At 68.8% G+C, this 14,021-nt stretch carries 10 protein-coding genes; 5 read left to right on the top strand and 5 right to left on the bottom strand.

Annotation, left to right across the window (positions count from 1 at the left end):
• Positions 1-451: 451 nt before the first annotated feature.
• Positions 452-655, top strand: coding sequence for a hypothetical protein (locus AC3FNH_RS05300; protein WP_488719298.1), 204 nt, complete (start codon positions 452-454; stop codon positions 653-655).
• Positions 656-809: 154 nt separating this feature from the next.
• Positions 810-2,339 carry an MltF family protein gene (locus AC3FNH_RS05295; protein WP_488719297.1) on the top strand — a complete coding sequence of 510 codons (1,530 nt, stop codon included), beginning with the start codon at positions 810-812 and terminating at the stop codon, positions 2,337-2,339.
• A 20-nt stretch (positions 2,340-2,359) separates the two neighbouring features.
• Here the strand turns inward: AC3FNH_RS05295 and AC3FNH_RS05290 are convergent, their stop codons facing one another.
• The 4 genes from AC3FNH_RS05290 to AC3FNH_RS05275 form a co-directional block, all read right to left on the bottom strand.
• Positions 2,360-2,647 carry a helix-turn-helix domain-containing protein gene (locus AC3FNH_RS05290; RefSeq protein ID WP_276099674.1) on the bottom strand — a complete coding sequence of 96 codons (288 nt, stop codon included), beginning with the start codon at positions 2,645-2,647 and terminating at the stop codon, positions 2,360-2,362.
• A gap of 104 nt (positions 2,648-2,751) precedes the next feature.
• The gene (locus AC3FNH_RS05285; RefSeq protein WP_488719296.1) at positions 2,752-3,489 is read right to left on the bottom strand and encodes a DsbA family protein; all 738 of its coding nucleotides are present in this window, start codon (positions 3,487-3,489) and stop codon (positions 2,752-2,754) included.
• 56 nt (positions 3,490-3,545) lie between these two features.
• Positions 3,546-5,810 (bottom strand): xanthine dehydrogenase family protein molybdopterin-binding subunit, encoded by a 2,265-nt coding sequence (locus tag AC3FNH_RS05280; RefSeq protein ID WP_488719295.1) that lies wholly within the window; start codon positions 5,808-5,810, stop codon positions 3,546-3,548.
• Between the two features lie 14 nt (positions 5,811-5,824).
• On the bottom strand, positions 5,825-6,283 hold the full coding sequence (locus AC3FNH_RS05275) for a (2Fe-2S)-binding protein (protein ID WP_276099670.1): 459 nt from the start codon (positions 6,281-6,283) through the stop codon (positions 5,825-5,827).
• A gap of 209 nt (positions 6,284-6,492) precedes the next feature.
• Between AC3FNH_RS05275 and AC3FNH_RS05270 the strand changes: the two genes are divergently transcribed.
• On the top strand, positions 6,493-7,599 hold the full coding sequence (locus AC3FNH_RS05270) for an acyltransferase family protein (RefSeq protein WP_488719294.1): 1,107 nt from the start codon (positions 6,493-6,495) through the stop codon (positions 7,597-7,599).
• 4 nt (positions 7,600-7,603) lie between these two features.
• Here the strand turns inward: AC3FNH_RS05270 and AC3FNH_RS05265 are convergent, their stop codons facing one another.
• Complete coding sequence (locus AC3FNH_RS05265) at positions 7,604-8,488, bottom strand: c-type cytochrome (RefSeq protein WP_488719293.1); 885 nt, start codon at positions 8,486-8,488, stop codon at positions 7,604-7,606.
• Positions 8,489-8,806: 318 nt separating this feature from the next.
• On the opposite strand from AC3FNH_RS05265, the gene AC3FNH_RS05260 reads away from it, so the two are divergent.
• Both AC3FNH_RS05260 and AC3FNH_RS05255 read left to right on the top strand, forming a co-directional pair.
• Positions 8,807-12,178 carry a diguanylate cyclase gene (locus AC3FNH_RS05260; RefSeq protein ID WP_488719292.1) on the top strand — a complete coding sequence of 1,124 codons (3,372 nt, stop codon included), beginning with the start codon at positions 8,807-8,809 and terminating at the stop codon, positions 12,176-12,178.
• A 473-nt stretch (positions 12,179-12,651) separates the two neighbouring features.
• Positions 12,652-13,962, top strand: coding sequence for a dicarboxylate/amino acid:cation symporter (locus AC3FNH_RS05255; RefSeq protein WP_276099666.1), 1,311 nt, complete (start codon positions 12,652-12,654; stop codon positions 13,960-13,962).
• Positions 13,963-14,021 lie beyond the last annotated feature (59 nt).

Below are 14,021 nucleotides of genomic sequence, written 5' to 3'. Positions count from 1 at the left end.
CCAAGTGACTCGCCGGCCGAACCGCGAAACAACCGCGCCCGCCAGGCACGACACCGCTGTCAGACATCCTCCCCCCACCCATTCGGCCCAACCCCGACATCCCCGCCCCCATCCGCCCGCTAGAGTCAACCTTGCGACCAACGCACCGCTGGATCACAGGTGCCGCTACCTGCTCCCGTGCAACAGCCTGCCGGCCGCATCCGACAACAACCCGATGAGGTTCCAAATGGATCTGAAAAAGCCCGTCCGTCCGACCCATGTGGCCGGCGCACTCGCCGTGGTCCTGGCCGGTCTGAGTTGTGCCGCTGCCTTTGCCCAGACTCCCGCCACTCCGTCCACCCAGTCCACCCCGGCCACAACAGCCACACCAGCCACACCAGCCACACCAGCCACTCCAGCCACACCGGCCACACCGGCCACACCGGCGGGGGCGCAAGGCGTGCCGCCAGGCATGACGCAAATCGAGCCACCGAAGGATCCGCTGGTGGAACGCCGCGAGGCCCGCAAGAAGGCGGCCGATGAATACAAGGCCACCAAGAAGACTGCCAAGGGCGAGTACAAGCAGGACGTCCACGCAGCCAAGCAGGAGCGCAAGGCGGAGGACCAGGCCGCGGACAACGCCGCGCGCCAGGAACTCGCGGCGCCAAAGCAGTAGCGAACCGCAGCATCTTCGCCGGCAGTGGGCTGGCAAGCCGCTGCCGGCGCCGCCATCGCCAGCCGGCTCACGACCGGCTTGCACCGGCCCGTATCCGCACTAGACTCCAGTAGCACGCGCCGCAGGCACTCGCGCAGCGGCCGCGCTGCCCGACATGCCCGCTTTCCGCTTGCCCCCCAAGCTGGCAGGCCTCTTGCTGCAAGGCCTGGTGGGGGCAGCATGCTGCTTCGGCCCGCTTGCCGCCGCGCAGCAAAAGTCGGCGCCGGCCTCCGCGCCGACAGCGGCCGCGCCAGCCGCAAAAACCGATGCCGCCGCCGTACGCGGGCTCAACCTGGCCAACAAACCCTGGAAGGGCGATTTCGACGCAATGGTCGATCGCCACGTCATCCGCGTGCTGGTGCCCTACAGCCGCACGCTGTACTTCAGTGACAAGGGCCGCGAGTGCGGCCTGACGGCCGGGCTGGTGCGGGACTTCGAGCGCTACCTGAACAAGACCTACGCCAGCCGCCTCGGCAAGCGCCCGCTGACGGTCATCATCATCCCGACCACGCGCGACCGCCTGCTGCCCGACCTGGCCGCTGGCCTGGGCGACATTGCCGCCGGCAACCTGACCGAGACCGAATCCCGGCTCAAGCTGGTCGACTTCGCCGCGCCACGCGACCGCAAGCCGGTGCGCGAACTGATCGTCACCGGGCCCAAGGCACCCGCGCTGTCCAGCCTGGTCGACCTGTCCGGCAAGACCGTGCACGTGCGGCGCACGAGCAGCTACTACGAAAGCCTGACGGCCCTGAACGACAGCCTGCGCCAGACCGGCAAGGCACCCGTGAAACTTGTGCTGCTGCCCGACGCGCTCGAAGACGAAGATGCCATGGAGATGGTCAATGCCGGGCTGTTGCCGATCATCGTGGTGGACGACTGGAAAGCCGCGATGTGGGCGCAGATCCTGCCCAAGATCAAGGTGCGCGAGGACCTCGTGGTCCGCGCCGCGGGCTATGTCGGCTGGGCCTTCCGCAAGAACAGCCCGCAGTTGCGTGCGGCGATCGATGATTTCTACGTCAACCACCTGAAGAAGCACAGTGTCGCGGAATACCGGCTCAAGCAACTGATGAAGAGCGTCAAGCAGATCCGCAACAACACCAATGATGCGGAATACAAGCGCTTCGAGCAGACCATTGCCTTCTTCGACAAGTACGGCAAGGACTACAGCTTCGACCCGCTGATGCTGGCCGCGCAGGGCTTCCAGGAATCGCAGCTGAACCAGAAGGCCCGCAGCCATGTGGGCGCGATCGGCGTCATGCAGGTCATGCCCGCCACCGGCAAGGAGCTCAACGTGGGCGATATCAAGCAGACCGAGTCGAACATCCACGCGGGCACCAAGTACCTGGACAAGCTGATGACGCGGTATTTCGCCGATGCGCACTTCTCCGAAGCGAACCGCCCGCTCTTTGCCTTTGCCAGCTACAACGCCGGCCCCGGCAATATCGCGAAGATGCGCAAGGAGGCCGCGGCGCGCGGCCTGGACCCGGACAAGTGGTTCAACAATGTGGAAATCGTGGTGGCCGAGAAGATCGGCATCGAGACCACGACCTATGTGCGGAACATCTACAAGTACTATGCCGCCTACCGGCTGGTGCAGGACATGCAGGCCGCGCGGGAACGCGCGCTGAAGGAAGTCAGCAGATAGGTATGTCCCGTGCCGCGGGCTCAGTCGGCCAGCCCGCTGGCGTCGATATAGCCGAGCGCTTCGGTCACCGCCAGCCGCGCCTTGAGCACGTAGCAGACACGGCGCTCGCGGATGGCCAGGGTGACCACGTTGGCCTGCAGCATTTCCTCGAACAGGTGGCCGGCACGCTTGATCGGCAGGCCGGCCAGTTGCGCCAGGTCGGCCGCGGGCAGCCCCTCTTCGCCTGCCTGCAGCAGCGCGCGGCAGATCTTCACGCGTGCGGGTTCGGTCATCAGCGCCATGGTCAGCGCGCTTTCCTGGGTCTCCATGTCCACACCTCGATTGTCCGGCGGGCGCCGCCGCCCTCGCTTTTTTTCACGTTCTACGCGGGCCTGGCGGCAAAGGCAATAGGGCCGCGCCCCGGCTGCGTGGATTACAACACGCAGCCGTCAGGCCCGCAGACGGGTGATGCGCCACCGGCATCGTTGGTGTTGGCCTGCAACTGCTGCGCGATCGACGCCTGCCATTCGGCGGGCTTGCCAAGAAAGGGACCGAAATCGAGCACGCGGTAGCCACCGTCCGTTTCGAGCGCAAAGGTCGGGAAACCTCGTCCACCCAGCGCGCCCAGCAGGCGCCGGCTTTGTTCGATATGGCGGGCGGCCGGCGCCCCGGCCGCGGCGCTGTAGGCCGCGCCAAAGGCTGCGGGCGCCATGCCAAGTTCGGCGGCCAGCGCGGCCAGCACCTCGGGCCGGGCGATCTGCCGCCCTTCGACATAGTGCGCGTGCTGGATGCGCTTGAGCATGGCCAGTGCCAGGTCCTGCGGCGCATCGGCCGATAACTCGTCCCATAACTCGGCCGATAGCGCGGCCGCGGCAAGGATCGCGGTAATCGGCGGCTCGGAATCGAACACGGCATGCGGATCGCACAGCAGGCCGTTGAAATAGGCGTCGCCGAACGGCTGGCCCGTGAGCGCGTGGATGCGCCGGTCATGCGGCATCACATAGTTGCGCAGTGCCGGCGTCACCGGCTGGCGTTGCGCCCCGGCCATCATGCCGCCGGCATGCAGCGCCAGCGCCATGCCGGGCATGGCCTGGGCGGCCTGCACCAGCGGCGCGGCGGCATAGCACCAGCCGCACAGGGGATCGTAGATGTAGTGGAGAGTGGCGGTCATCGTCATGCCGCCATGATAGCGCCGGAGGCGGCATGCACCTCCGGCGCACCGGCCGGTCAGGCCAGCACGAACGGCAACTGGCGCTGCCGCTTGCCCGTCAGCACGAACAGCGCATTGGCGACCGCCGGGGCAATCGGCGGCACGCCTGGTTCGCCCAGGCCGGTGGGCGGGTCCTGCGAGGGCACGAAGAACACGTCGACTACGGGCGCGTCGGTAATCCGCGGCGGCGGATAGTCGGGGAAGTTGCTGTTCTTCACCGCGCCGTTCTCGATCTCGATGGCAAACCCGGGCCGCGTCATCGCCAGCCCGAAGATGCAGGCGCCCTGGATCTGCGCCTCGGCCGACAACGGGTTGACCACGCGGTTGGCGTGCACGCCGGCGGTGACGCGGTGCACGCGCGGCTCGCCCTTGACCAGCGAGACCTCGGCCACATGGGCCACCACCGAGTTGAACGACTCGTGCACCGCCACGCCCCACGCGTGCCCCTTGGGCAGCTTGCGCTTGCCGTAGCCGGACTTTTCCACCGCCAGCTGCAATGCGGCCCGATGGCGCGCGTGCTTGCTCTCATCCAGCCGCGCCAGGCGGTAGGCCACCGGATCCTGCCTGGCCGCCGCGGCCATTTCGTCCACGAGCGTTTCCTTGACGTAGGCGGTGTGCGTGTTGCCGACCGAGCGCCACCACAGCACCGGCACGTCCACCTGCGGGTGGTGTACCGAAAGCTGCATCGGCAGGTTGTAGTCGTTCTCGAGCAGGCCTTCGGTCATGGTCGCGTCGACGCCATTCTTGACCATGAACGGCTCGAACGGCGTGCCCTTCAGGATCGACTGGCCGACGATGGTGTGCTGCCAGCCCACCACCTTGCCGTGCGCGTCCAGGCCAATGCGCGCGCGGTGCACATGCAGCGGACGGTAGTAGCCGCCGCGGATGTCGTCCTCGCGGCTCCAGACCACCTTGAGGGGTTCGGTGTGGCCGTTGGCGACCCAGGCGCGCAGCACGTTGGCCGCTTCCACCAGGTAGTCGGACGTGGGCACCGCGCGGCGGCCGAAGCCGCCGCCCGCCATCATGGTGTTGAGGGTGACCTGGTCCGGGTGCAGTTCGAGCACGCGTGCCACGGCCGCCTGGTCCACGGTCTGGAACTGGGAACCGACCCACACCTTGACAGCCCGCACCTTGCCGCCGGCCACGTCGGGCTGCAGCGTGCAGTTCAGCGGCTCCATCGGCGCATGGGCGAGATAGGGGAAGCGGTACTCGGCTTCGATCCTGCGCGGCGCGCCATTCACTGCCGCGGCGATATCGCCCTCACCGGCACGGGCCACGGTGCCGGGCTGCGCGGCCAGCTTCGCATAGGTCTCGAACAGCGCCTGCGACGACACCTTCGAGCCGGTGTCTTCCCACTCGATCTGCAGCGCCTCGCGCGCCTGCCTGGCCGGCCAGTAGCCGTCGGCCACCACGGCCACTCCGGTGCCGCCACGGTCCACCGGCACCTGCATTACGTCTCTCACGCCCTTGATCGCGCGCGCCTTGTCGGCATGGAACGACTTGACCTTGCCGCCGAAGCGCGGCGGACGCGCCACCACGGCCACCCTCATGTCCTTCAGGCGCGTATCGATGCCGAACGCCGGTTTGCCTTCGAGCTTGGCGCGCGCATCGAGCCGCGGCGTGGGCTTGCCCACCAGGCGGAACTGCGACGGGTCCTTCAGGCGCACCTGCCGCGGCACCGGCATCTCCATGGCCGCGGGCGCCAGTTCGCCGAACGTGGCACGCCGGCTGCCCGAGCTCACCACGCCCTGCTCGACCTTGCAGCTGGCGGGATCGACCTGCCATTGCCGCGCCGCCGCGGCGACCAGCATGGCGCGGGCACGGGCGCCCAGTTCGCGGTACTGCTGGAACGAATGGTTGATGGCAGTCGAGCCGCCAGTCATCTGCATGCCGAAGCCGGGGTCCTTGTACGGATCGCCGGCGGGGGCCAGCGCGGCGCGCACGTTGCGCCAGTCGACGTCCAGCTCTTCGGCCAGCGCCATGGGCAGCGCGGTGTGCACGCCCTGGCCGAATTCCAGCCGGTTCACCGCGATCGTCACCGTGTTGTCCGGCGCGATCACCAGGAACGCCTGCGGCGCCGATGGGGGCGCCTTCGGTGCGCCGCCCTCCTGGGCCTGCGCCACGGGCACCATGCCCAGTGCCAGGCCGCCGCCGGCCAGGCCGCTCAGCTTGAGGAAGCTGCGGCGATCCAGCGTTGCCACGCCGGCAGCGCCGCTGCCGTCGGCATTGCCGCCCTGCGCCGTGCTTGCGCCGGCCAGGGCCTCGAGTCCACGAATACGCATGTCAGGGCCTCCGCTCAGGCCAGCGCGCGGGCCGCGTCCTTGATCGCGGCCCGGATGCGCTGGTAGGTGCCGCAGCGGCACAGGTTGCCGGCCATGGCCTGGTCGATGTCGGCATCGGTGGGCCGGGGCTTGTTGCGCAGCAGTCCCACCGCGCTCATCACCTGCCCGTTCTGGCAGTAGCCGCACTGGGCCACGTCATGCTTGATCCAGGCGTCGAGTACGGCGCGGCCGACCTTGTCGGCATTCACGCCCTCGATGGTGGTGATGCGCGCCCCGGCCGCTGCCGAGACCGGCGTCACGCAGCTGCGCGTGGCCTGGCCGTTGATATGGACCGTGCAGGCGCCACACGCGGCCATGCCGCAGCCGAACTTGGTCCCGGTCAGGTCAAGGTTGTCGCGCAAGGCCCACAGCAGCGGCGTGGACGGATCCACGTCGACTTCCTGCGCCTTGCCGTTGATATTGAGAGTTGTCATGGGGGGACACTCCTTGGGTACGTTGCCCGTAGTCTTGTTCACACGCCGCGCCCACGGCCATTGACCGGCCGCCGCGGACAAATGAGCATAGTGCAATTCCGGTCACCTTGCCGGCAGGGGCGTGACGCGCGCGCTCCATGCACGAACTTTGTGCAGCCGGGCAAGGTCAGTCAGGAAATCAGGGGCGTCCGCCCGCCGCCACAGCAACAGTGACTCCGACTATTCCAGAATCCAGCGAACGCGCCGTCGCGACACTCGACAGCATCCAGGCCCTGCGCGGACTGGCCGCGGCGTATGTCGTGCTGTACCACTCCGGCCTGACGCTGGGCACCGGACAGACGCCCGTGCTCGCGTGGATCACCGCCAACCTCATCAAGCGCGGCCATGTCGGCGTCGATGTGTTCTTCGTCATCAGCGGCTTCATCATCGCGTGGGTCGCGGTGCTGGCACGGCCGCGGCCCGAAACGCCGGCCAGCTTCGTGATCCGCCGCTGCTGCCGGCTGGCGCCGCCGTACTGGACCATGTCGGTCATCCACGCGCTGCTGCTGAACCCGGTCACGCCGGCGGTGTTCGCGTTGTCGCTGGCCTTCGTGCCCACCAGTACGGACCATGCGCCCTACTACGGCTATCCCGCGCTGTACGTGGGCTGGTCGCTCAACTACGAGATGGCCTTCTACGGCGCCTTCGCGCTCGGGCTATGGCTGGCGGGTCGGCGCGCGCTGTGGGTGGTGCTGGCGCTGTTCGCCGGGTTCACGCTGGCGCTGCCGTGGTGGCGCTTCGGCGCGCCCGTCATGGATCCCGCGCAGGGCTATCCGTTCGCGTGGCCGTGGGTGGCGATGGCGAGCAATCCGCTGGTGCTTGAGTTCCTGCTCGGCTGCCTGCTGGCGTGGGCCTATGCGCGCTGGCGCCATCTGCTGACGCGCGGCGCGGCGTGGGCGATGCTGGTCGCGGGCACCGCCTGGTTCCTGGCCTCGCTGCCGCTGGTCGGGCCCGAGTTCAGCCTGGCGGGGCGCGGCCTGCCCGCCGCCGCGCTGCTGGCGGGCGCGGTCGCCGCCGAGCACTGCGGACTGCTGCGCGTGCCGCGCGCGCTGGTGTGGCTGGGCGAGCTGTCCTACGCCCTTTACCTGGTCCACCCTACCGTGATCGAGGGCGTCAAGCGGCTGATGCCCGAACTGGCGCCGGACCAGTACGCGCTGCAGCTCGCGCGATTCGCCATCGACGCCGCGCTCACGCTGCTGCTGGCGATGCTGCTGCACCGCTGGGTGGAGCTGCCGGGCATCGCCGCCGGCCGGCGCCTGGCCCGCCGGCGAGGTTGACGGCTCAGCTCCGCAGGCTGGCCAGGTACAGGTAAAGCGCGGTCAGGTCGGTGTCGTTCATGCGGCCGAAGGAATCGAACGGCATCACGGTGCTGATGGCCGACCCGTCGGGCCGCTTGCCGCTGCGCATCATGGCGATGAAGGCGGCGGCACGGTCGTAGCGCGCCATCGCGCCCCCGGCAACGGGCCGCAGGTCCGCCGCGGGTGGCCAGTCAGGCGGGGCACCGGGGATCTTGCCGCCGCGCAGGTCGGCGCGGTGGCAGCCCTGGCAGGCATTGGCCACGTAGCCGCCGTACTGCGCCGTCACCGATGGCACGATCGCCGGCGACGGCGGCAGCTTGTGGTCGATCTTGGAAGCCGCGTCGCGGATAAAGCCCGCGCCATACATCGCGCGCACGAACCACGGCATGCGGATGTCGGCGGGCGCGCCAAGGCCCGGGGGCAGGCTGCGCAGGTACGCCACCAGCGCGGCCAGGTCATCGTCGCTGAGCCGGTTGTAGTCTTCGCTGGGCATGACCAGCAGCGGCCGGCCCGATGGCGCGATGCCATGGCGGATGCTGCGGACCCAGTCGATCGGCTGGTAATGGGCGATCTCAGCGTTGCCGCGCGTCAGGTCGGGCGCGCGCACCTGCAGCCCGCCCGGGTCGTCGAACACCTGGCGCCCGCCGGCCGCGGCGCCGTGGCACTCCATGCAGCCGCGCGATTCGAACAGGTACTTGCCAAGCGCTACGCTGGCGGCATCGTCGCGATAGGCCACCGGCGCCACCTTGATGTCAATGGTGCGCCCGGCCTTCTGGTCGCCGATCAGCATGGCGCCATAGACGACCCCGGCTGCGGCCACGACCACGCCGGCCAGCGACCACGCCGCCACACGCAGATAACGAGCCATGCTGCTTCCCCCGTGCGGACATCGCACCGCCCATGCGGCGCGGACAGTTCAGCTTGAAGGGGCACGCATCGCGGTGTCTGTGGGGAAAGGCACACTTGGCCGGGGCCGCGCGACCCCGGCCGAGGCCGTCGCCATGACGTCCTCCGCCGGCGGCGGCGCCATACCAAAAAAAGCGCGCCAGCACCAGTGGCAACAGGCACGGTACCTGCCTGCTATCTCCGACCTGCCTCCGATTCCGAACCGATACAGTGGCGCTACGCTGGGGCCCGCTACGCCCTGGCAACGTTGAACCCACGTTCCTGCCTGCCAGAACCGTCCATGACGCCCGATACGGTCGATACGGCCGCTCCCTCCGTTGGCGCCCCGCTGCGCCGCTGGCTGCCCATGCTGATCTGCGGCATGGGCTATTTCGCCCTGGCCGCGTTCGGCATCTGGCTGGCGCGCCTGCCCGGCAGCGTGGCCACGCTGTGGCTGCCCAACGCCTTTTGCCTGTGCCTGCTGCTGCATCGGCCGCGCGCCGAGGCGCCGTGGCTGCTTGCCAGCATGTTCTGCGCCAACCTGGTCGCCAACTGCCTGTTCCTGGACGGCCCGGACGCGGCCGTACTGCTGGCCGCCGCGAACCTGTTCGAGGTCGCATGGACGGCACGGCTGCTGCGCTTTGTCTCCGCCCATGCCAGCGCGGAGCGCCTGGGCCCGCTCGGCAATTTCGCGTGCACGCTCGGCGTGGCCTGCGTGCTGGGGCCGGCGCTGGGCGCCACGGCCGGCGCGGCGGCGCTGGCCTGGGTGGCCGGCACACGCTTTGCCAGCCTCTGGTGGGCCTGGTGGCAGGCGGGCGCGCTTGGCATGGTGGTGCTGCTGCCGCTGGCGCTGACCATCAACGCGACGCGCGCATGCGCGACCTTTGCGCGCCGCATGCTGTTGCCTCAGGCCGGCCTGCTCGCCCTGTGCCTGGCCATCGGCGCGCTCGCGCTGTGGCAAGGCCATGATCCGTTCGTCGCCATGTCGCTGCCACTGGTGCTGGCGGCCATGTTCGCCAACCCGTTCGGCACGGCGCTGCTGACGCTGCTGGCCACGCTGACCATGGAACTGGCCGCCGTGGCGGCAGGGGTGCAGCAGTCGGTGCCGCTGTCGGCCGCCCTGATCATGGTGTTCCCGGTCTGCATCGCCTACCTGGCGGACCAGAACCGCCATGGCCGCGCCAGCCTGCACAGCAGCGACCAGCGCTTTCGCCTGGCCATGGAACATTCGGCCATCGGCATGGCGCTGACCGGGCTGGACGGCCGCTGGCAGACCGTGAACCGCGCGCTGACGGACCTGCTCGGCTACAGCCCCGCACAGCTGTACCAGCAGCGCTTCCAGGACATCACCCACCCCGATGACCTCGATGCCGACCTGCGCCAGATGCAACGGCTGCTGGACGGCGAGATCGAGTCCTACCGCATGGAAAAGCGCTTCCTGCACCAGGCCGGCGAGTACCGCTGGGCCTTGCTGGCGGTGTCCCTGGTGCGCGACCAGCACAGCCGCAGCCCACTGCACTTCATCGCGCAGATCGAGGATATCCACACGCGCAAGCTCGCCCAGGGGCAGCTCGAGCAGCTGTCGCGCCGCACCCAGCTCGCGGTGGAAGCCGGTGGCGTGGGCATCTGGGAATGGGATTTCACCAGTTCCGGCATTACCTGGGATGCCCGCATGCACGCGCTGCACGGCACCGATGCCGCGCACGGCGCGCCGGTGATCGCGCAGTGGATCGCCATGCTCCACCGCGACGACGTGGCCCGCGTGAACGGCGAGATGCGCAAGGCCATCCGCGGCGAGAAGGCGTTCGACACGGAATACCGCATCGTCTGGCCCGATGGCCAGGTACGCCACGTGCGCGCAATGGCCAATGTCACGCGCAACGGCGACGGCGCCGCGCTTGCGCTGGTGGGCACGAACTGGGACATCACCGAGCAGCGCCGCCTGACCGAGGCGCTGTTCGAGGAGAAGGAACGCCTGCACATCACGCTGCAGTCCATCGGCGACGCCGTGATCTGCACCGACGCCGGCATGCGCGTGACCTTCATGAACCCGATTGCCGAGCAACTCACGGGCTGGACCATGGCCAGCGCGAGCGGCCTGCCGCTCGAACGCGTGTTCCGCATCGTCGACGAACTCACCGGGCTGCCCATCCCCAGCCCGGTCGAAGCCTGCCTGCAGACGCTCACGCCCGCTTACCTGCAGGAGGGCGCGGTGCTGCAGAGCCTGACCGGCGAGCGCCACGACGTGCAGGATTCCGCCGCCCCGGTACTCACCGCGGCCGGCGATGTGCTGGGCGCGGTGCTGGTGTTCCAGGACATCACCACGGCCCGTGCGATGCAGCGCGAGCTGGCCCATTCGGCCATGCACGACGCGCTCACCGGGCTGCCCAACCGCACCTGGTTCGAAAAGCGGCTGCGCGAGGCCTGCGAGGCCGCGCGCACGCAGGGCCACCACGCCGCGCTGTGCTTCATCGACCTGGACCGCTTCAAGATCGTCAACGACACCGCCGGGCACGCCGCCGGCGACATCCTGCTGCGCGAGCTGGGCTACCTGATCCGCAACCATGTGCGCCCCGACGACCTGCTGGCGCGGCTCGGCGGCGACGAGTTCGGGCTGCTGCTCAAGGACTGCACGGTCGACCAGGCCGAGGCCATCGGCCAGGGCGTGATCGACGCCATCCGCAGCCGGCGCTTCCCGTGGGACGGCCGCGTGTACGACGTGGGCGCCAGCATCGGCATTGCCGCCATCGACCAGGACGTGCCGCCGGTCGGCGAACTGATGAGCCGCGCCGACGTGGCCTGCTATGCCGCCAAGGCGGCCGGGCGCAGCCGCGTGTCGGTGTATCGCCGCGACGAGAGCGACGCGCGGCGCCACCATCGTGAACTCGAGGTGGCCGCGGGCATCCACTCGGCGCTGGAAGGCAATCACTTCCGGCTGTTCGCGCAGGAGATCCGCGCGCTGCAGCACCAGCCCGGCGACGGCCGCGAGGAACGCCATATCGAGATCCTGGTGCGCATGGTCGACGAGCACGGCGAGATGATCATGCCCGGCGCCTTCATTCCGGCCGCTGAGCGCTATGACCTGATGGGGCACGTCGACCGCTGGGTCATCCGCCATGTGCTGCGGGAGTACGGCGAGCGCCTGCGCGCCGTGCCGGGCCTGTCGGTATCGGTCAACCTGTCGGCCAACTCGCTCGACGAACCCTTCCTGCTGCCCTTCCTGCATGCCGAGCTGGAACGGTCGGCCCTGCCCGCCAGCCGTATCCGGCTCGAGATCACGGAAACCGCGCTGATCAACAACATGGCCGCCGCCAACCGCGTGGTAACGGAAATGCGGCGCGCCGGCTGCACGGTGGCGCTCGATGATTTCGGCTCCGGGCTGTCGTCATTCGCGTATCTCAAGCAGTTCCCGGTGGACTACCTCAAGATCGATGGCATCTTTATCCGCAACCTGGCCGACAACATGGTCGACCGCGAGATCGTCAGCTCGATCAACGACATCGGCCACCGGCTCGGCGTGCGGACGGTGGCCGAATGGGTGGAAGACGAGCGCACGCTGAACGCGCTGCGCGCGATCGGCGTGGACTACGCCCAGGGCTACGCCATCGGGCGGCCGGTTCCGCTCGATGCCTACCTTGCCGAGTGCGAGAACCTGGTATCGGCAAGTGACTGAACGTCCATAGCGCGGCCTCCCGGCCGCGCGGCATGCCGCGGCAATCGTTCGGAAATCCGAACGGATGTCGTGCCCAGTATCCGGAAGGCCGAACGCAGGCGCCGGCATCACATTTTTTCTCCTTTGTTTTCAGCGGCTTAGCGTGCACTGCGAGGCATGCGGCCCTGGCACGTCTCGTGCGATGTATGGCGCCGCCGACAGGGCCAACAGGCAGGCCAGGCCGTCTCCGCGACGTGCCGGCCAATGCCAAAAACCAAGGAGGAGACATATGACGGAACCCGCCAATCAATCTGCCCGCGCCGCCCAGGCGCGAATGCGGCGCCTGTTGCCCCGCTAACGTCCCCGGCCCGCGCCGGCGCGACGCACCGCCCTTGCCGGCGGCACAGCGTTCCGGCCCGGCCGATCCCGCAATACAGCCGTCCGGCTCCTTCCCCGTCCGCGGGCGAGGCACCGGACGCACGGCCTGACCCACGATGAAACTGAACCGACTGCCCACCCTGATCTTCATTGCGATGCTGCTTGGCGTGCTGGTCGGCACCGCCGCGCACAATCTGTCGCCGGACGCCGCCACCGCCAAATCCATCGCGGACCACCTGTCCATCCTCACTGACGTGTTCCTGCGGATGATCAAGATGATCATCGGACCGCTGGTATTTGCCACGCTCGTGGCCGGCATCGCCAGCATGGGCGACGGCCGCGCCGTCGGCCGCATCGGCATGAAGGCGATGGGCTGGTTTATCGGCGCGTCGATCACCTCGCTGCTGCTCGGCCTGCTGATGGCCAACCTGCTGACTCCCGGCCACGGCATGAACCTGCCGCTGCCGGCGGCCGATGCCGCGTCAACCCTCAAGACCGGCGCGCTGAACCTGCGTGACTTTGTCGCGCACATGTTCCCGAAGAGCTTCGTCGAAGCCATGGCCACCAACGAGATCCTGCAGATCGTGGTGTTCTCGCTGTTCTTCGGCTTTGCGCTGGGCACCGTCAAGGACGGCGTGGGCAAGCCGGTGCTGCAAGGCATCGAGGGCCTCGGCCACGTCATGCTGAAGGTGACCAACTACGTGATGGCGTTCGCGCCGGTGGGCGTGTTCGGCGCCATCTCGGCCGTCATCACCGCGCAGGGCCTGGGCGTCCTGGTGGTCTACGCCAAGCTGCTGGGCAGCCTGTACCTGGCGCTGGCGCTGCTGTGGGTAGCGCTGATCGCGGGCGGCTACTACTTCCTGGGCCGCGACGTGTTCCGCCTGCTCAGGCTGATGCGCGCGCCGCTGATGATCGGCTTCGCCACGGCCAGCAGCGAATCGGCCTACCCGAAGGTCATCGACCAGCTGACGCATTTCGGCGTCAAGGAGCGCATCACCAACTTCGTGCTGCCGCTGGGCTACTCGTTCAACCTGGACGGCTCGATCATGTACACCTCGTTCGCGGCGCTGTTCGTGGCCCAGGTGTATGGCATCCAGCTGTCGCTGACCCAGCAGATCACCATGCTGCTGGTGCTGCTGGTCACCAGCAAGGGCATCGCCGGCGTGCCGCGCGCCTCGCTGGTGGTGGTGGCCGCCGTGCTGCCGATGTTCGGCCTGCCGGAAGCCGGCATCCTGCTGGTGCTCGGCATCGACCACGTACTGGACATGGGTCGCACCGTGACCAATGTGCTGGGCAATGCGATTGCCACGGCTGTCGTCGCCAAAAGCGAAGGCGCCATCGGCGCGCCCGTGCCGTCCGACGAGGATGAACCCGTCGCGGACAGCGCCCCTGCCCTGGCATCCGCCCAGGTGCTGGCGGGCAAGTAAGCCGCCCTGTTTCGATAGGGCGCGCGCCGGAGCCCGGCTGCCGATCAGGCAGCCGGGCT

It is taken from the genome of Cupriavidus sp. 22TCCZM01-5, from assembly GCF_057798915.1.
The sequence above is the reverse complement of the archived record's forward strand: the minus strand, read 5'-3'. Positions and strand labels throughout refer to the sequence as shown.